Origin of the sequence: Aquabacterium sp. J223 (assembly GCF_024666615.1) — a bacterium.
In the GTDB taxonomy this organism is placed as follows: Bacteria; Pseudomonadota; Gammaproteobacteria; order Burkholderiales; family Burkholderiaceae_C; genus J223.
This window is the reverse complement of sequence record NZ_CP088297.1, coordinates 716,978-732,332: the sequence shown is the minus strand read 5'-3', so window position 1 is coordinate 732,332 and position 15,355 is coordinate 716,978. Positions and strand designations below refer to the sequence as shown.

Genomic DNA, 15,355 nt, shown 5'->3' with positions numbered 1-15,355 from the left:
CCCTCATTGGAGACAAGGATGATGGGCCTGTTGAATCCGCTGCGTCGTGCCTGCGCCCTGCGCGCACTGGCGTTGTGTCTCGCCGCGGCCGCGCCCGCGGCCTTCGCTCAAAACGGCGCCGCGCCGGCCCCGGCCGCCACCGCGCCTGCGCCGTCGACCGCGCCCGCCGCCAAGCCGGCCGCGGTCAAGGTCGACAACCCCTACGGTCTGGACGCGCTGTGGACGCAGAGCGATGCGGTGGCCAAGGCGGTCCTGCTGATCCTGGCCGTCATGAGCATGGGCAGCTGGTACGTCATCGTCACCAAGCTGCTGGAGCAGGGGCGCATGGGACGTCAGGCGGGCAAGGCGGAGCGCGACTTCTGGAACGCCGGCTCGGTGCAGGCCGGCGCCGAGCGGCTGGCCGAGAGCAGCCCCTACCGCTTCATCGCCGAGGCGGGGCTGCAGGCAAGCAAGAAGCACGGCGGCCTGCACGCCAAGGTGGACTTCGCCGACTGGGTGGACCTGTCCATCCACCGCGCCACCGAGCGCGTGCAGCGCCGCCTGTCCGGCGGCATGAGCCTGCTGGCCACGGTGGGCTCGACCAGCCCCTTCATCGGCCTGTTCGGCACGGTCTGGGGCATCTACCACGCGCTGACCGCGATCGGCATCGCCGGCCAGGCCAGCATCGACAAGGTGGCCGGCCCGGTCGGCGAGGCGCTGATCATGACCGCCATCGGCCTGGCCGTCGCGGTGCCCGCGGTGCTGGGCTACAACTGGCTGCTCAGGCGCAACACCAGCGTCATGGACGACGTGCGCGACTTCAGCAACGAACTGCACTCGGTGCTGCTGGCCTCGGGCCAGCCGGCCTGACCGCCGCACCCCGCGGAGCGTTCCATGGCCATGCAACTGCCCGCCGCCGGCGGCGAGGACGAGGTCGTCTCGGCCATCAACACCACGCCGCTGGTCGACGTGATGCTGGTGCTCCTGATCATCTTCCTCATCACCATCCCGGCGGTGAACTATTCGGTGCCGGTGGAGCTGCCCAAGGAGCGCAACCAGGTGCGCGAGACCAAGCCCGAGGACATCGTGATCTCGGTCGACGGCCGCGGCGGCGTCTTCTGGTTCGACGCCCGCGTCAAGGATCAGGAGCAGCTGATCGAGCGGCTGAAGAAGGTCGGGGCGATGGACCCGCAGCCCGAGGTGCACATCCGCGGCGACTGGAAGAGCGATTACGAACCGGTCGGCCGCATCCTCTACGCCTGCCAGCGCGCAGGCATCACCAAGGTCGGCTTCATCACCGAGCCGCCCGCCCGGCCGTAGCCCCATGCGCCGCCACTCCCCGAAGGCCCACCGCGGCCCCGCCCGCGACGACGCCCCGCTGGTGGACATCAACACCACGCCGTTGATCGACGTGATGCTGGTGCTGCTGATCATGCTGATCATCACCATCCCCATCCAGTTGCACTCGGTCAACCTCAACATGCCCACCGGCAGCCCGCCGCCCAGCGCCCTCAAGCCGGAGGTGCTGCGCATCGACGTCGACGCGGCGAGCGTGGTGCTGTGGGACGGCGAGGCACTGACCACGCGCGAGGAACTGGAGCGCCGCATGGCGCGCGAGGCCGAGCGCGCCGTGCAGCCCGAGGTGCACCTACGGCCCGACCGCAAGGCGCGCTACGAGGTGGTGGCCGCGGTGCTGGCCTCGGCCCAGCGGCTGGGGCTGTCCAAGATCGGTGTGGTCGGCTCGGAGCAGTTCGTTCGATGAGCACCCCCGCCGTGACCCTGCGCGGACCGACCGCCGTGCACCGCAAGGCGTTCGCCCCGCGCAGCCGGTTCGCGCCGGCGGGCGTGGCGGTGATGGTGGCCTTCCACGCCCTGGTGGGCTGGGCGCTGTGGTCCGGGCTGGGCCAGCACGCCATCCAGATCGTCAAGAAGCCGCTGACGGCGACCCTGGTGGAGGAGGTCAAGCTACCACCACCACCGCCGCCACCGCCGCCACCCAAGCAGGTCGTCAAGCAAGAAGTGCCCAAGCCGCAGGCCCCGCCGCCGCCGGCCTTCGTGCCGCCGCCGGACGTGACCCCGCCGCCCGCGGCCAACCCGGCCCCCGCCCTCACCGCGGTGCAGAGCACGCAGCCGGTGGCCCCACCACCGGCTGCACCGCCGTCCCCACCGGTGGTTGAGGCGCCGAAGCCGCGTCCGGACCGGCTGGAGGTCGGCGTGGCCTGTCCCGGCTACCAGGACACCCTGCAGGGTTCGCTGTCCAGCCTGTACGAGCGGGTGGGCGTGGCGGGCACGGTGAAGGTGCGCTTCGTCGTGCGGCACGACCGCGTGGCCGACGCGCAGGTGTTGTCCGGCCCGCGCGACTACCAGCGCGCCGTGCTGGCCGCGGTCCGCCGCTTCGAATGCCGGCTCGACGGCGTGGACGAGGTGGCGGTGGAGTTCGACATCAGCTTTCGCGAATGAGGCCCGTCTCGTGCCATCGGTGCGCTTTGCTAGCATCGATCGAGCGTCCGCCATGCGCGCGGCGGGCAGCCCGTCGCCGAAGGCCGGACCTGTGAACAGGCCCCCATACGCCTTGATGACGACCATGACCACCGCCGCCAAGACCGCACGCCGTGCCCGTCCCGCCGAAAGCGCGCGTGCGCGGTTCCTCGACGCCGCCGAACGGCTGTTCAGCGAGCGTGGTTACGACGGCACCTCGGTGCGCGCCATCGCCGAAGCCGCCGGCGCCAACCTGGGCGCGCTGCACTACTACTGGGGCTCCAAGGAGGCGCTGCTCGAGGAGATGTGCGAGCGCCGGCTGCGGCCGGTGGCCGAGGAGCGCATCCGCCGGCTCGACGAGTGCCTGGTCCGCGCGGCCGGGGGCGTGCCCGACCTGCGCGAGGTGCTGGAGGCCTTCCTCGCCCCGGCGCTGCTGCACGAGGACCAGTCCGAGCAGGAGCGCCAGCAGGTCGGCCGCCTGCTCGCCTGCCTGAACACCAGCGCCGCACCGGAGGTGCTGCGGGTGCGCGCGAACCTCATCGACGAAACCTCGCTGCGCACCGTTCGGCTGCTGCGGCAGGCCTGCCCGCAGCTGGACGACGAGTCGTTCTACTGGCGGCTGCACGCGGTGTTCGGCACCTTGCAGCATGCGGTCAGTAGCCGCGACCGCCTGCAGCGGCTGTCGCGCGGCGCCTTCGACGGACTGGACCAGCGCCGCGGCCTGGACGAGTTGATCGCCGGCCTGTGCACCCTCATGAGCGCGCCGCCACAGCGCACCTCCCGTCCGTCCGCACGCAAGAACAGGAACACCGCATGACGACCTACACCAAGGGCCTGCACGAGTTGGGCAACGGCGCCTGGGCCTGGCTGCAGCCCGACGGCGGCTTCGGGTTGTCCAACGCCGGCCTCATCACCGACGGCGACGAATGCCTGCTGGTGGACACGCTGACCAACCTGCCGCTGACGCAGGAGATGCTCGACGGCATGCGCGCCCAGATCCCGGCGGCGCGCCACATCGGCACCGTGCTCAACACCCATGCCCATCCGGACCACACTGCGGGCAACCTGCTGCTGCAGGAGGCCGAGATCATCGCCTCGGTTGAGGCCGCCGCCGAGATGCTCTTCATCGACGGCCCCGACAATCCGATGAAGCAGATGCTGCAGCACTGGCAACGCTTCGGCGAGGCCGGGCAGTACATGCACGAGGTGATGGGCCGCTTCGGCGTGCACACCACCGAGCAGCGGATGCCCACCCGCACCTTCGACCAGACCTTGACGCTCAGCGTCGGCAACAAGACGGTGGAACTGATCAAGGTCGGCCCGGCGCACACCCGCGGCGACGTGGTGGCCTATGTGCCCGCCGATCGCCTGGTCTTCACCGGCGACGTGCTCTTCCACGAGGTGCACCCGCTGCTTTTCCCGGGCGGTGTGGACAGCTGGCTGGCCGCCTGCGATCGCATCCTGTCCTGGGACGTGGAGCAGGTGGTGCCGGGCCACGGGCCGCTCACCGACAAGCGCGGCGTGCAGGGCCTGAAGGACTACATCGCCTACTTCCGCACCGAGGCTCGCAAGCGCTTTGACGCCGGCCTGCCCTACGAGGAGGCGGCCCGCGACATCGCGCTGGACGCCTTCGGCGGCTGGGCCGACGAGGAGCGCATCCTCGGCAACGTTCACACCTTCTACGTCGAGTTCGGCGCCACGCCACGGCCGCTGCTGGAGGTGATGGCCGAGTCGGGGCGGTACCGGCGCCTGAAGCTGGCCGGCTGCGCACGGCACGGTGCGCACTGCCCGCATCCCCACGACTGACGCGGTCCGCTCACGGCGGCAGGGCCACTCCCGCGAACCGTCGGCGGCAGAAGCCCAACGCCACCTTCATGCGGACCTTGAATGGCAAAGGCCCGCCGACGGTCGTTTGCCATCGGCGGGCCTTTGCTTCTGAAGCTGGTTGCGGGGGCAGGATTTGAACCTGCGACCTTTGGGTTATGAGCCCAACGAGCTACCAGACTGCTCCACCCCGCGACTGAAGGATGGGACTATAACACAGCGCGTCGTCGCGCACGGCCTCAACGCAGGAAGCGACGTCGCGTGAGGGCGAGCGCCAGCCCATAACCCAGCACCGCATAGGCCACCAGCACGGCCAGGGGTCGTGCCACCGCGGCGGGCGATTCGCCGATGACCAACGGCCGCACGAGCTCCACCGCCGCACCCAGCGGCAGCCAGGGCGCCAGGCCCTGGAGCCAGCCGGGCAGCTGCGCCACCGGGAAGTACACGCCGGAGACGAAGCTCATCGGCGTCAGCACCAGGGTGAAGTAGTAGGTGAAGAAGTCGTAGCCCTTGGCCAGCGCGTTGAAGACCAGCGCGATGGCCGCGAAGCTCAGGCCGGTGAGGAACAGCACCGGCAGCGCCAGCAGCAGGCCGGGCTCGCGGCTGACGCCCAGCACCGCCAGCACCAGGGCGATGGCGGTGGCGCTGAACAGCGCCTTCAGGCCGGCCCACAGCAGCTCGGCCAGCACGATGTCGTCCAGCGACACCGGGGCGTTGAGGATGCCCTCCCAGGTCTTCTGCACCTGCATGCGCGAGAAGGCCGAGTACATGGCCTCGAACGACGCCGCGTACATGGTGCTCATGCAGATGCTGCCCGAGGCCAGGAAGAGGATGTAGGGCAGCCCGCTGACCTCGCCGATCAACGGGCCCAGTCCGTAGCCGAAGGCGACCAGAATGATCAGCGGCTCGGCGATGTTGCCCAGCAAGCTGGGCAGCGCCAGCTTGCGCCACACCAGCAGGTTGCGCCGCACCACCGGCCAGGCGCGGCGTGTCGGTCGGGGCAGGACGAGCAGGGAGGTGGCCATGGTCAGCGCTTTCAACCGGTTCAGGCGTCGTCGCGGATCTGCCGGCCGGTGAGCTTGAGGAACAGGTCCTCGAGGTTGGAGGGCCGGTGCAGGGTGCGCAGCGACGGCTGCCGGCCCAGTTCACCGAGCAGCGGCCCCGAATCGCGCAGGTAGAAGAAGGCGGTCTCGCCGCTGACCTCTACCCGTTGCGCCAGGCCGCGGTGGGCCTCGGCGGCCGCCAGGGCGCCATCGCCGAAGACTTCGACCACCTCGGGTTCGAGGTGCCGCGCAATCAGCGCCCGCGGCTCGCCCTCGGCGATCTTGCGGCCCTGGTCGAGCACCAGCAGCCGGTCGCACAGCCGCTCGGCCTCGTCCATGAAGTGGGTGGTGAGCAGGATGGCCTTGCCCCGCTGCAGCAGCAGCTTCAGCCGCTCCCACATCAGGTGGCGGGCCTGCGGGTCGAGGCCCGTGGTGGGCTCGTCGAGCAGCAGCAGGTCTGGGTCGTTGACCAGCGCGCGGGCCAGGCTCAGCCGTCGCTTCATGCCGCCGGACAGCTCGCCCGGCTTGGCGTTCGCCTTCGACTGCAGGGCCGCGAACTCGAGCAGCTGCGGCACCCGCTCGGCCAGCACCGCGCGGCCGAGGCCGAAGTAGCGGCCATAGACCTGCAGGTTCTCGGCGCAGGTGAAGTCGGGGTCGAGGCTGTCGAACTGGCTGACCACGCCGAGCCGGGCCTTGGCCTCGCGCACCTTCTGCGGCAGCGGCAGGCCGAAGGCCTCGATGCGGCCCTCGTCGGGCGCGGTCAGCCCGAGGCACATGCGCAGCGTGGTGGTCTTGCCCGCGCCGTTGGGCCCGATGACGCCGAGGCATTCGCCGGCGCGGATCTCGAACGACAGGCCGTCGACGACGGTGTGGTCGCCGTAGCGCTTGCGCAGGTCGGTGACGTCGAGCAGGGCGGCGGCGGTCATGGTCGAAGGGGACTTGGCAAGAAAAAAGCCGGCCCTCGGGCCGGCTTTGTTGCGAGCGCTACCGGCAGCACCGGTGGGCGCGTCGTCACGAGCTCACTCGGCCGAAGCCGTCGCCTCGCCGTCGGCGGCCGCCGGCTCCGGCCGGTCGACCAGTTCGACGAAGGCCATGGGCGCGTTGTCGCCGACGCGGAAGCCCATCTTCAGGATGCGGGTGTAGCCGCCCGGGCGCGCGGCGTAGCGCGGGCCCAGCTCGTTGAAGAGCTTGCTGACGATGTCGCGGTCGCGCAGGCGGTCGAACGCCAGCCGGCGGTTGGCGAGCGTCGGCTCCTTGCCGAGGGTGATCAGCGGCTCGACGACGCGGCGCAGTTCCTTGGCCTTCGGCACGGTGGTCTTGATGGCCTCGTGCTGGAGCAGGGAGACGCACATGTTGCGCAGCATCGCCAGGCGATGCGAGCTGGTGCGGTTGAGTTTGCGGAGTCCGTGGCGGTGACGCATGGTGCTTTCCTTTCCTTCGTTGTTCCCCCGGCCGTGTCAGGTACCGGGGGTTGCACCTGCCGAGCGTTCAGCTCAGCGCTTGTCCAGGCCCTGCGGGGGCCAGTTCTCGAGGCGTGCGCCCAGCGTGAGACCACGCGAGGCCAGCACTTCCTTGATTTCGTTGAGCGACTTTCGGCCCAGGTTCGGCGTCTTCAGCAGCTCGGTCTCGGTGCGCTGGATGAGGTCGCCGATGTAGTAGATGTTCTCGGCCTTCAGGCAGTTGGCCGAGCGCACCGTGAGCTCCAGTTCGTCGACCGGGCGCAGCAGGATGGGGTCGAACTGCGCGGCGCGCTGCGCCGGCTGGTCGAAGGCGGCGATCTCGCTGCCCTCCAGCTGCGCGAAGACGGCCAGCTGCTCGACCAGGATCTTGGCCGAGGCGCGGATGGCCTCTTCGGGGCTGATCGCGCCGTTGGTCTGGATCTCCATCACCAGCTTGTCGAGGTCGGTGCGCTGCTCGACGCGGGCGCTCTCCACCGTGTAGCTGACGCGCGAGACCGGCGAGAACGAGGCGTCCAGCACGATGCGGCCGATCGCCTTGGTTGGCTCGTCGCCGTAGCGGCGCAGGTTGCCCGGCACGTAGCCGCGGCCCTTCTCGACCTTGATCTGCATGTCGAGCTTGCCGCCATGCGCCAGGTTGGCGATGACGTGCTCGGGGTTGATGATCTCGACGTCGTGCGGCGTCTGGATGTCGGCGGCCGTCACCGGGCCCTCGCCTTCCTTGCGCAGCACCAGCGTGACCTCGTCGCGGTTGTGCAGGCGGAAGACCACGCCCTTGAGGTTGAGCATGATGTGGACGACGTCTTCCTGCACGCCGTCGACGGTGGAGTACTCGTGCAGCACGCCGGCGATGGTCACCTCGGTCGGCGCATAGCCGACCATGGACGACAGCAGCACGCGGCGCAGCGCATTGCCCAGCGTGTGGCCGTAGCCGCGCTCGAAGGGCTCCAGCGTCACCTTCGCGCGGTGGCCGCCCAGCGGCTCCACATGGATGGCCTTGGGTTTCAGCAGATTGGTTTGCATTGGATCGTGTTCCTCTCAATACCCTCGGCTCGTTACACCGATAAGGCTGATGGACCCGGGTGGTGGATACGGTGCCCCGCGCCCGGTACGCGTGGCCAACTCATACGAAACAGCGGAGCCGCCGCGCGGCCCCGATCCGCTTAGCGCGAATACAGTTCGACGATCAGCGATTCGTTGATCTCGCTGCCGAACTGGTCGCGGTCCGGCGCCTTCTTGAAGACGCCTTCCATCTTGGTGGCGTCGACCTGCACCCAGTCGGGCATGCCGATGGACTGGGCCAGCTTGAGCGCGTCCTGGATGCGCAGCTGGGCGCGCTTGTTCTCACGCACGGCGACGGTGTCGCCGGCCTTGACCAGGTAGGAGGCGATGTTCACCACCTGCCCGTTGACCGTGATCGCCTTGTGCGACACCAGCTGGCGCGCCTCGGCCCGGGTCGAGCCGAAGCCCATGCGGTAGACCACGTTGTCCAGGCGCGACTCCAGCAGCTGCAGCAGCGTGGCGCCGGTGTTGCCCTTGCGGCGCTCGGCCTCGGCGAAGTAGCGGCGGAACTGACGCTCCAGCACGCCGTACATGCGCTTGACCTTCTGCTTTTCGCGCAGCTGCAGGCCGAAGTCGCTGGTGCGCGAGCCGGAGGTGCGGCCGTGCTGGCCCGGCTTGGTGTCGAACTTCGCCTTGTCGGCAATCGCCCGACGGGCGCTCTTCAGGTAGAGGTCGGTGCCTTCACGGCGGGAGAGTTTGGCCTTGGGGCCGAGGTAGCGTGCCACTTGCGGTTCCTTGGTTGAATCTGACGGCCGGCCCTGTCCGTACCAGGGGCCTGGCCGCGAGTCCTTGCGGGTGTTGTTGGAAGGCCGGCCGGGCGCTCATCGCGCCCGGTCGCCCGCCGCTTCGGACAGTGGGCTGGTGAAATGTCGGCGGCCTGCGCCGCCGGCGCCGATCAGATGCGGCGGCGCTTCTGCGGCCGGCAGCCGTTGTGCGGCACCGGCGTCACGTCGGAGATCATGTTGATGCGGATGCCGAGGGCGGCCAGGGCCCGCACCGACGACTCGCGGCCGGGGCCGGGGCCCTTGATGCGCACGTCCAGGTTCTTGATGCCCTGTTCCTGCGCGGCACGGCCGGCCACCTCGGCGGCAACCTGGGCGGCGAAGGGCGTCGACTTGCGCGATCCCTTGAAGCCCTGGCCACCGGACGAGGCCCACGACAGCGCGCCGCCCTGCCGGTCGGTGATCGTGATGATGGTGTTGTTGAACGACGCGTGCACGTGCGCGATGCCGTCCGCAACGTTCTTGCGGACCTTCTTGCGCACGCGCTGCGCGGCGGTGTTCTGCGGTGCTTTAGCCATGTTGACCTTCTTTCAATCGTCGTCGACGCCGTCAGCGCATCACTTCTTGATGGCGGCGCCGGACTTGCGCGGGCCCTTGCGGGTGCGCGCGTTGGTGCGGGTGCGCTGACCACGCACCGGCAGGCCACGGCGGTGGCGGAAGCCGCGGTAGCAGCCGAGGTCCATCAGCCGCTTGATGTTGATGGACATCTCGCGGCGCAGGTCGCCTTCGATCGTCAGGCGGCCGACTTCCTCGCGGATGCGCTCGAGGTCGGTGTCCGTCAGGTCCTTGATCTTCTTCGACAGCGGGATGCCGGCCGCCTCGCAGATCTTCTGCGCGGTGGGGCGGCCGATGCCATAGATCGAGGTCAGACCGATCTCGGCATGCTTGTGCGGCGGGATGTTGATACCAGCGATACGTGCCATGTTCTTGCCAATCGATTCTTACGTTGCGCGCACGCCCGGGGTCAGCCCTGGCGCTGCTTGTGGCGCGGGTCGGTGCAGATCACGCGCACCACACCCTTGCGGCGGATGATCTTGCAATTGCGGCACATCTTCTTCACCGATGCCGAGACTTTCATGGTCTTCTCCTTGACCTTCCACTGACGCCCCCCGGCGGTCAAAGACCGGCGGACGCAAACCAATCACACGGCGGGTCGATCGCTCAACCGGCCTTGAAGTTCGCCTTCTTCAGCAACGACTCGTACTGCTGGCTCATCACGTAGCTCTGCACCTGCGACCAGAAGTCCATGGTGACCACCACGATGATCAGCAGCGAGGTGCCGCCGAAATAGAACGGGACGTTGTAGCGCAGCACCAGGAACTCCGGCAGCAGGCACACCAGCGTGATGTACACCGCGCCGGCCAGCGTCAGGCGGGACAGGATGCGGTCGATGTGACGCGCGGTCTGCTCGCCGGGCCGGATGCCGGGGATGAAGGCGCCGCTCTTCTTCAGGTTGTCCGCCGTCTCCCGGCTGTTGAAGACCAGGGCGGTGTAGAAGAAGCAGAAGAACACGATCATCGCCGCGTACAGCAGCACGTAGATCGGCTGGCCGGGCGACAGCGCCGCCGACAGGTCCTTCAGCCAGCGCAGTCCCTCGCCGGTGGCGAACCAGCCCACCGCCGTCGCGGGCAGCAGGATGATCGACGACGCGAAGATCGGCGGGATGACGCCGGCCATGTTGAGCTTCAGCGGCAGGTGCGACGACTGGCCGCCGTAGACCTTGTTGCCGACCTGTCGCTTGGCGTAGTTGACGAGGATCTTGCGCTGCCCCCGCTCGACGAACACCACCGCGAAGGTCACCAGCAGCACGATGGCCACGATGAACAGCGCCGCCAGGATGCTCATCGCCCCGGTGCGCACCAGTTCCAGCAGGCCGCCGATCGCGCTCGGCAGGCCGGCGGCGATGCCGGCGAAGATCAGGATCGAGATGCCGTTGCCCAGGCCGCGCTCGGTGATCTGCTCGCCCAGCCACATCAGGAACATGGTGCCGGCGACCAGGCTCACCACCGCCGTCATGCGGAAGCCGAAACCCGGGCTGATGACCAGCCCCGGCGAGCCCTCGAGCGCCAGGGCGATGCCCAGCGACTGGAAGATGGCCAGGCCCAGCGTGCCGTAGCGCGTGTACTGCGTGATCTTGCGGCGGCCGGCCTCGCCTTCCTTCTTGAGCGCCTCCAGCGAGGGCACCACGTAGGTCATCAGCTGCATGATGATCGACGCGGAGATGTACGGCATGATGCCCAACGCGAACACGGTGAAGCGCGACAGCGCGCCGCCCGAGAACATGTTGAACAGGCTCAGGATGCCGCCCTGCTGGCTCTTGAAGAGCTGCTGCAGCTGGTTGGGGTCGATCCCCGGCACGGGGATGTGCGCCCCGACCCGGTAGACGACGAGCGCCAGCAGCAGGAAGACCAGCCGGCGACGCAGGTCGCCGAACTTGCCGCTCCTGGCGAGCTGATTGGCGTTGGTGGCCACGAACCCTCTTCGTCTAGCGCCGGTTCAGCGCGCTCAGGCGACCGAGCCGCCGGCGGCCTCGATGGCCGCCTTGGCACCCGCGGTGGCGCCGACGCCCTTGAGCACGACCTTCTTGGTCAGCTCGCCGGACTTGATCACCTTGACGACGCGCGCCAGCTCGCCGACCAGGCCGGCGGCCTTCAGCGACACCAGGCTCACCTCTTCGGCGCCCAGGCGCTCGAGGTCGGCCAGGCTGACCTCGGCGTTGTACTTCAGCGAGGCCGACTTGAAGCCGCGCTTGGGCAGGCGGCGCTGCAGCGGCATCTGGCCGCCTTCGAAGCCCACCTTGTGGAAGCCGCCGGCACGCGACTTCTGGCCCTTGTGGCCACGGCCCGCGGTCTTGCCCAGGCCGGAGCCGATGCCGCGGCCGACGCGGCGGCGCGGCTTCTTGGCGCCGTCGGCCGGCTTGATGGTGTTCAGTTCCATGTTCTTTCCCGGTCGGTGCGGCGCCTTACAGCACCTGCACCAGGTAGGCGATCTTGTTGATCATGCCGCGCACGGCCGGCGTGTCTTCCAGCACCGACTCGCTGCCCAGCTTGCGCAGGCCGAGGCCGCGCACGGTCGCACGGTGCGACTCGCGGGTGCCGATCGGGCTGCGGACCAGCTTGACCTTCAGGGTTTTCTTTTCGTCAGCCATGACGTGATTCCTTCCGGGCCGGTCAGTTGAAGAGGTCTTCGACCGACTTGCCGCGCTTGGCCGCGACCTCGGCCGCGGTGGTCGAGTTCTTCAGCGCGTTCAGCGTGGCGCGGACCATGTTGTACGGGTTGGTCGAACCGTGGCTCTTCGCCACGATGTCGGTCACGCCCATGACATCGAACACCGCGCGCATCGGGCCGCCGGCGATGATGCCGTCACCGGGCTTGGCCGGCGCGATCAGCACCCGGGCGGCGCCGTGCTCGCCCACCATGTTGTGGTGCACGGTGCCGTTCTTCAGGCTGACCTTGACCATGTTGCGGCGGGCCGACTCCATGGCCTTCTGCACCGCCACCGGCACTTCCTTGGCCTTGCCCTTGCCCATGCCGATGCGGCCGTCGCCGTCGCCGACGACGGTCAGCGCGGCGAAGCTCAGGGTGCGACCACCCTTGACGACCTTCGTCACGCGGTTGACCGCGATCATCTTTTCCTTCAGACCGTCCTCGTTGGCCTCGGTCTGCATGCGGGGCTGAAACTTTGCCATTTGTTCTTCCTTGGCTGGCCGCGCGTTAGAACTGGAGCCCGGCTTCGCGGGCGGCCTCGGCCAGCGCCTTGACGCGGCCGTGGTAGGCGAATCCGGCGCGGTCGAAGGCGACCTTCTCGACACCGGCGGCCTTGGCCTTCTCGGCGATGCGCTTGCCGATGATGGAGGCGGCGGAGACGTTGCCGCCCTTGCCGGCGCCGCCCAGCTGCTCGCGCACTTCCTTCTCGGCGGTGGACGCGGTGGCCAGCACCTTCTGGCCGTCGTCGGAGATGACGCTGGCGTAGATGTGCAGGTTGGAGCGGAAGACCGTCAGCCGGGCCATGCGCTGCGTCGCGATGCGCAGGCGCGTCTGGCGGGAGCGGCGGATGCGCTGATCCTTCTTGTTCAGGGTCGTCATGCTGCGGCTCCTTACTTCTTCTTGGTCTCTTTGAGGACCACGCGCTCTTCGGCGTAACGCACGCCCTTGCCCTTGTAGGGTTCCGGCGGGCGGATGGCGCGCACCTCGGCGGCCACCTGGCCGACGGCCTGGCGGTCGGCACCCTTGATGACGATCTCGGTCTGCGTCGGGCAGGCGACGGTCACGTCGGCCGGCATGTCCTTGACCACCGGATGCGAGAAGCCGATCTGCAGGTTCAGCTTGGCGCCCTGCGCCTGGGCACGGTAGCCCACGCCGACCAGGGTCAGCTTGCGCTCGAAGCCCTTGCTCACGCCGTTGACCATGTTGGCCAGCAGCGCGCGCACCGTGCCGCTCATGGCGTCGGCTTCGGCGCTTTCATTGGCCGGCGCCACGCTGAGCGTGCTGCCGTCCTTCTTGATCTCGACCAGCTTGTGCAGCGGGCGGGTCAGCGTGCCCTGCGGACCCTTGACGCTGATCTGCTCGCCGGTGATGGCCACGTCGACGCCCTGCGGGACGGCGATCGGCATTTTTCCAACGCGGGACATAGCGGTTACCTCGGTGTCGTCAGGCGACGTAGCACAGCACTTCGCCGCCCACGCCCGTCTGGCGGGCCTTGCGGTCGGTCATCACGCCCTTCGGGGTGGTGACGATGGCGACGCCCAGGCCGTTCATGACCTGGGGAATGTCGTGCCGGCCCTTGTAGATGCGCAGGCCGGGACGGCTCACGCGCTCGATGCGCTCGATCACCGGACGGCCGGCGTAGTACTTCAGCGCGATCTCGAGCTCCGCCTTGGCGTCGCCCTTGACGGCGAAGCCGTCGATGTAGCCCTCGTCCTTCAGCACCTGGGCGATGGCCACCTTCAGCTTCGACGCGGGCATCACGACGGTGGCCTTCTCGACCATCTGCGCGTTGCGGATGCGGGTCAGCATGTCGGCGATGGGATCACTCATGCTCATGGTGTGTTCTCCTGATCTCGCCGATTACCAGCTGGCCTTGACGACACCGGGGATGTCGCCACGGAACGCCAGCTCGCGGATCTTGTTGCGGGCGAGGCCGAAGGTGCGGAAGGTGCCGCGCGAACGGCCCGTGATGCCGCAGCGGTTGCGCAGGCGGGTCGGGTTCGCGTTGCGGGGCAGCTTCTGCAGTTCCAGGCGGGCGCCGTAACGCTCTTCCTCGGACCGCTTGGCGTCGTCGATGATGGCCTTCAGCTCGGCGTACTTCCGGGCGTACTTCGCGACCAGTTGCTCGCGCTTCAGCTCACGTTGTTTGAGCGACAGTTTTGCCACGGTGCACCTTCAGTTCTTGAACGGGAAGCGGAACGCCGACAGCAGAGCCTTGCACTCGTCGTCGTTCTTCGCGGTGGTCGTGATGCTGATGTTCAGACCGCGCAGCGCATCCACCTTGTCGTACTCGATCTCGGGGAAGATGATCTGCTCTTTCACCCCGATGTTGTAGTTGCCACGACCGTCGAAGCTGCGCCCGCTGATGCCGCGGAAGTCGCGCACCCGCGGCAGCGCCACGGTGACGAAACGGTCGAGGAACTCGAACATGCGCACGCCGCGCAGCGTCACCATGCAGCCGATGGGCACACCGTCGCGGATCTTGAAGCCGGCGATGGCCTTCTTGCTCTTGGTGACCACCGGCTTCTGGCCGGCGATCTTGGTCAGGTCACCGACCGCATGGTCCATGACCTTCTTGTCCGAGACCGCCTCGCTCACGCCCATGTTGAGCGTGATCTTGGTGATGCGCGGCACCTCCATGACGGACTTGTAGCCGAACTTCTGGACCAGGTCCGGCACCACCTTGTCGCGGTAGAACTCTTGCAGACGAGCCATTGCGCTACCCCTCAAGCCTTGATCTCTTCGCCGCTGGACTTGAAGACGCGAACCTTCTTGCCATCGTCCAGCAACTTGACGCCGACGCGGTCGGCCTTGCCCGCGGCCGCGTTGTAGATCGCGACGTTGGACTGGTGGATCGGCATGGTCTTGTCGACGACGCCGCCGGTCGTGCCCTTCATGGGGTTGGGCTTGACGTGCTTCTTCACCATGTTCACGCCCTCGACGATGACGTGGTCGTCATCGACGCGCTGCAGCACGGTGCCACGCTTGCCCTTGTCGCGGCCGGTCAGCACGATGACCTGGTCGCCCTTGCGAATCTTGTTCATGACCGGATGTCCTTTGGAGGCCGACGGCTGTCAGAGCACCTCGGGCGCCAGCGAGACGATCTTCATGAATCGCTCGGTGCGCAGTTCCCGGGTCACCGGGCCGAAGATGCGGGTGCCGATGGGCTCCAGCTTGTTGTTCAGCAGCACGGCGGCATTGCCGTCGAACTTGACCAGCGAGCCGTCCTGGCGGCGCACACCCTTGGCGGTGCGCACGACCACCGCGCTGTAGACCTCGCCCTTCTTGACGCGGCCACGCGGCGCAGCTTCCTTGATGCTGACCTTGATGATGTCGCCGATGCCGGCATAGCGCCGCTTCGAGCCGCCCAGCACCTTGATGCACATGACGGACTTCGCGCCCGTGTTGTCCGCGACGTCGAGCCGCGATTGCATTTGAATCATTTGTCAGTCCCCAACTTGTCCCGTTTCGCCGCACAGCACGTCGCTCGCGGCCAACCGGTCAGTCTTGGGCCCGTCGCCCG

25 protein-coding genes and 1 tRNA gene are annotated in these 15,355 nt (G+C 68.3%); 6 read left to right on the top strand and 20 right to left on the bottom strand.

The window, feature by feature from the left end:
* The first annotated feature begins 21 nt into the window (after positions 1-21).
* The 6 genes from LRS07_RS03560 (at position 22) to LRS07_RS03535 (ending at position 4,263) form a co-directional block, all read left to right on the top strand.
* Positions 22-849 carry a MotA/TolQ/ExbB proton channel family protein gene (locus LRS07_RS03560; RefSeq protein ID WP_260502030.1) on the top strand — a complete coding sequence of 276 codons (828 nt, stop codon included), beginning with the start codon at positions 22-24 and terminating at the stop codon, positions 847-849.
* Positions 850-873: 24 nt separating this feature from the next.
* A complete protein-coding gene (locus tag LRS07_RS03555) occupies positions 874-1,299 on the top strand; it encodes an ExbD/TolR family protein (RefSeq protein ID WP_260500637.1) in 426 nt (141 codons plus the stop codon).
* 4 nt (positions 1,300-1,303) lie between these two features.
* Positions 1,304-1,741 (top strand): ExbD/TolR family protein, encoded by a 438-nt coding sequence (locus LRS07_RS03550; RefSeq protein ID WP_260500636.1) that lies wholly within the window; start codon positions 1,304-1,306, stop codon positions 1,739-1,741.
* Complete coding sequence (locus LRS07_RS03545; RefSeq protein WP_260500635.1) at positions 1,738-2,439, top strand: energy transducer TonB; 702 nt, start codon at positions 1,738-1,740, stop codon at positions 2,437-2,439. The genes LRS07_RS03550 and LRS07_RS03545 overlap by 4 nt, the downstream gene beginning before the upstream one ends.
* A 124-nt stretch (positions 2,440-2,563) precedes the next feature.
* Entirely contained in the window at positions 2,564-3,274 is a 711-nt protein-coding gene (locus tag LRS07_RS03540) for a TetR/AcrR family transcriptional regulator (protein ID WP_260500634.1), read from the top strand.
* A complete protein-coding gene (locus LRS07_RS03535) occupies positions 3,271-4,263 on the top strand; it encodes an MBL fold metallo-hydrolase (RefSeq protein ID WP_260500632.1) in 993 nt (330 codons plus the stop codon). The genes LRS07_RS03540 and LRS07_RS03535 overlap by 4 nt, the downstream gene beginning before the upstream one ends.
* A gap of 136 nt (positions 4,264-4,399) precedes the next feature.
* Here LRS07_RS03535 and LRS07_RS03530 read toward each other — a convergent pair.
* The 20 genes from LRS07_RS03530 to rplN form a co-directional block, all read right to left on the bottom strand.
* Positions 4,400-4,476 (bottom strand) — tRNA-Met (locus LRS07_RS03530).
* 44 nt (positions 4,477-4,520) lie between these two features.
* Positions 4,521-5,306, bottom strand: a complete 786-nt coding sequence (locus tag LRS07_RS03525; RefSeq protein ID WP_260500631.1) for an ABC transporter permease — start codon at positions 5,304-5,306, stop codon at positions 4,521-4,523.
* Between the two features lie 20 nt (positions 5,307-5,326).
* Positions 5,327-6,250: an ATP-binding cassette domain-containing protein gene (locus LRS07_RS03520; protein WP_260500630.1), complete on the bottom strand. Its 924-nt coding sequence runs from the start codon at positions 6,248-6,250 to the stop codon at positions 5,327-5,329.
* Between the two features lie 93 nt (positions 6,251-6,343).
* A complete protein-coding gene (gene rplQ / locus LRS07_RS03515) occupies positions 6,344-6,745 on the bottom strand; it encodes a 50S ribosomal protein L17 (protein ID WP_260500629.1) in 402 nt (133 codons plus the stop codon).
* 72 nt (positions 6,746-6,817) lie between these two features.
* Positions 6,818-7,804, bottom strand: coding sequence for a DNA-directed RNA polymerase subunit alpha (locus tag LRS07_RS03510; RefSeq protein WP_260500628.1), 987 nt, complete (start codon positions 7,802-7,804; stop codon positions 6,818-6,820).
* A gap of 140 nt (positions 7,805-7,944) precedes the next feature.
* Positions 7,945-8,568, bottom strand: a complete 624-nt coding sequence (gene rpsD, locus LRS07_RS03505) for a 30S ribosomal protein S4 (RefSeq protein ID WP_260500626.1) — start codon at positions 8,566-8,568, stop codon at positions 7,945-7,947.
* Between the two features lie 170 nt (positions 8,569-8,738).
* Positions 8,739-9,143, bottom strand: a complete 405-nt coding sequence (gene rpsK, locus LRS07_RS03500) for a 30S ribosomal protein S11 (RefSeq protein WP_260500625.1) — start codon at positions 9,141-9,143, stop codon at positions 8,739-8,741.
* 39 nt (positions 9,144-9,182) lie between these two features.
* Positions 9,183-9,548, bottom strand: coding sequence for a 30S ribosomal protein S13 (gene rpsM, locus LRS07_RS03495; protein ID WP_260500624.1), 366 nt, complete (start codon positions 9,546-9,548; stop codon positions 9,183-9,185).
* Positions 9,549-9,589: 41 nt separating this feature from the next.
* Positions 9,590-9,703, bottom strand: coding sequence for a 50S ribosomal protein L36 (rpmJ, locus tag LRS07_RS03490; RefSeq protein WP_035036301.1), 114 nt, complete (start codon positions 9,701-9,703; stop codon positions 9,590-9,592).
* Between the two features lie 83 nt (positions 9,704-9,786).
* Positions 9,787-11,097 carry a preprotein translocase subunit SecY gene (gene secY, locus LRS07_RS03485; RefSeq protein ID WP_260500623.1) on the bottom strand — a complete coding sequence of 437 codons (1,311 nt, stop codon included), beginning with the start codon at positions 11,095-11,097 and terminating at the stop codon, positions 9,787-9,789.
* 33 nt (positions 11,098-11,130) lie between these two features.
* Positions 11,131-11,562, bottom strand: coding sequence for a 50S ribosomal protein L15 (rplO, locus tag LRS07_RS03480; RefSeq protein ID WP_260500622.1), 432 nt, complete (start codon positions 11,560-11,562; stop codon positions 11,131-11,133).
* A 25-nt stretch (positions 11,563-11,587) separates the two neighbouring features.
* Entirely contained in the window at positions 11,588-11,773 is a 186-nt protein-coding gene (gene rpmD, locus LRS07_RS03475) for a 50S ribosomal protein L30 (protein WP_260500621.1), read from the bottom strand.
* A gap of 22 nt (positions 11,774-11,795) precedes the next feature.
* Positions 11,796-12,314, bottom strand: a complete 519-nt coding sequence (gene rpsE / locus LRS07_RS03470; protein ID WP_260500620.1) for a 30S ribosomal protein S5 — start codon at positions 12,312-12,314, stop codon at positions 11,796-11,798.
* Positions 12,315-12,339: 25 nt separating this feature from the next.
* Complete coding sequence (gene rplR, locus LRS07_RS03465; RefSeq protein ID WP_260500619.1) at positions 12,340-12,711, bottom strand: 50S ribosomal protein L18; 372 nt, start codon at positions 12,709-12,711, stop codon at positions 12,340-12,342.
* Positions 12,712-12,722: 11 nt separating this feature from the next.
* Positions 12,723-13,256, bottom strand: coding sequence for a 50S ribosomal protein L6 (gene rplF / locus LRS07_RS03460; protein ID WP_260500618.1), 534 nt, complete (start codon positions 13,254-13,256; stop codon positions 12,723-12,725).
* Between the two features lie 19 nt (positions 13,257-13,275).
* Entirely contained in the window at positions 13,276-13,668 is a 393-nt protein-coding gene (rpsH, locus tag LRS07_RS03455; protein WP_260500617.1) for a 30S ribosomal protein S8, read from the bottom strand.
* A 24-nt stretch (positions 13,669-13,692) separates the two neighbouring features.
* Positions 13,693-13,998, bottom strand: coding sequence for a 30S ribosomal protein S14 (gene rpsN / locus LRS07_RS03450; RefSeq protein ID WP_260500616.1), 306 nt, complete (start codon positions 13,996-13,998; stop codon positions 13,693-13,695).
* 9 nt (positions 13,999-14,007) lie between these two features.
* On the bottom strand, positions 14,008-14,547 hold the full coding sequence (gene rplE, locus LRS07_RS03445; protein ID WP_260500615.1) for a 50S ribosomal protein L5: 540 nt from the start codon (positions 14,545-14,547) through the stop codon (positions 14,008-14,010).
* Positions 14,548-14,558: 11 nt separating this feature from the next.
* Positions 14,559-14,876: a 50S ribosomal protein L24 gene (gene rplX / locus LRS07_RS03440; RefSeq protein ID WP_260500614.1), complete on the bottom strand. Its 318-nt coding sequence runs from the start codon at positions 14,874-14,876 to the stop codon at positions 14,559-14,561.
* A 30-nt stretch (positions 14,877-14,906) separates the two neighbouring features.
* Complete coding sequence (gene rplN / locus LRS07_RS03435) at positions 14,907-15,275, bottom strand: 50S ribosomal protein L14 (RefSeq protein ID WP_028997289.1); 369 nt, start codon at positions 15,273-15,275, stop codon at positions 14,907-14,909.
* Between the last annotated feature and the right edge of the window lie 80 nt (positions 15,276-15,355).

Excerpts from the sequence above, each read along its gene's own strand:
- LRS07_RS03510 (WP_260500628.1), bottom strand. The coding sequence starts at position 7,804 with ATGCAAACCAATCTGCTGAAACCCAAGGCCATCCATGTGGAGCCGCTG.
- rplR (WP_260500619.1), bottom strand. The coding sequence starts at position 12,711 with ATGACGACCCTGAACAAGAAGGATCAGCGCATCCGCCGCTCCCGCCAG.
- rplQ (WP_260500629.1), bottom strand. The coding sequence starts at position 6,745 with ATGCGTCACCGCCACGGACTCCGCAAACTCAACCGCACCAGCTCGCAT.
- rpsM (WP_260500624.1), bottom strand. The coding sequence starts at position 9,548 with ATGGCACGTATCGCTGGTATCAACATCCCGCCGCACAAGCATGCCGAG.
- LRS07_RS03545 (WP_260500635.1), top strand. The coding sequence starts at position 1,738 with ATGAGCACCCCCGCCGTGACCCTGCGCGGACCGACCGCCGTGCACCGC.
- rpmD (WP_260500621.1), bottom strand. The coding sequence starts at position 11,773 with ATGGCTGACGAAAAGAAAACCCTGAAGGTCAAGCTGGTCCGCAGCCCG.
- LRS07_RS03560 (WP_260502030.1), top strand. The coding sequence starts at position 22 with ATGGGCCTGTTGAATCCGCTGCGTCGTGCCTGCGCCCTGCGCGCACTG.
- rplX (WP_260500614.1), bottom strand. The coding sequence starts at position 14,876 with ATGAACAAGATTCGCAAGGGCGACCAGGTCATCGTGCTGACCGGCCGC.
- LRS07_RS03525 (WP_260500631.1), bottom strand. The coding sequence starts at position 5,306 with ATGGCCACCTCCCTGCTCGTCCTGCCCCGACCGACACGCCGCGCCTGG.
- LRS07_RS03520 (WP_260500630.1), bottom strand. The coding sequence starts at position 6,250 with ATGACCGCCGCCGCCCTGCTCGACGTCACCGACCTGCGCAAGCGCTAC.
- rplO (WP_260500622.1), bottom strand. The coding sequence starts at position 11,562 with ATGGAACTGAACACCATCAAGCCGGCCGACGGCGCCAAGAAGCCGCGC.
- LRS07_RS03535 (WP_260500632.1), top strand. The coding sequence starts at position 3,271 with ATGACGACCTACACCAAGGGCCTGCACGAGTTGGGCAACGGCGCCTGG.
- rplE (WP_260500615.1), bottom strand. The coding sequence starts at position 14,547 with ATGGCTCGTCTGCAAGAGTTCTACCGCGACAAGGTGGTGCCGGACCTG.
- rpsK (WP_260500625.1), bottom strand. The coding sequence starts at position 9,143 with ATGGCTAAAGCACCGCAGAACACCGCCGCGCAGCGCGTGCGCAAGAAG.
- rplN (WP_028997289.1), bottom strand. The coding sequence starts at position 15,275 with ATGATTCAAATGCAATCGCGGCTCGACGTCGCGGACAACACGGGCGCG.
- rplF (WP_260500618.1), bottom strand. The coding sequence starts at position 13,256 with ATGTCCCGCGTTGGAAAAATGCCGATCGCCGTCCCGCAGGGCGTCGAC.
- rpsE (WP_260500620.1), bottom strand. The coding sequence starts at position 12,314 with ATGGCAAAGTTTCAGCCCCGCATGCAGACCGAGGCCAACGAGGACGGT.
- rpsH (WP_260500617.1), bottom strand. The coding sequence starts at position 13,668 with ATGAGCATGAGTGATCCCATCGCCGACATGCTGACCCGCATCCGCAAC.
- rpmJ (WP_035036301.1), bottom strand. The coding sequence starts at position 9,703 with ATGAAAGTCTCGGCATCGGTGAAGAAGATGTGCCGCAATTGCAAGATC.
- LRS07_RS03540 (WP_260500634.1), top strand. The coding sequence starts at position 2,564 with ATGACCACCGCCGCCAAGACCGCACGCCGTGCCCGTCCCGCCGAAAGC.
- LRS07_RS03555 (WP_260500637.1), top strand. The coding sequence starts at position 874 with ATGGCCATGCAACTGCCCGCCGCCGGCGGCGAGGACGAGGTCGTCTCG.
- LRS07_RS03550 (WP_260500636.1), top strand. The coding sequence starts at position 1,304 with ATGCGCCGCCACTCCCCGAAGGCCCACCGCGGCCCCGCCCGCGACGAC.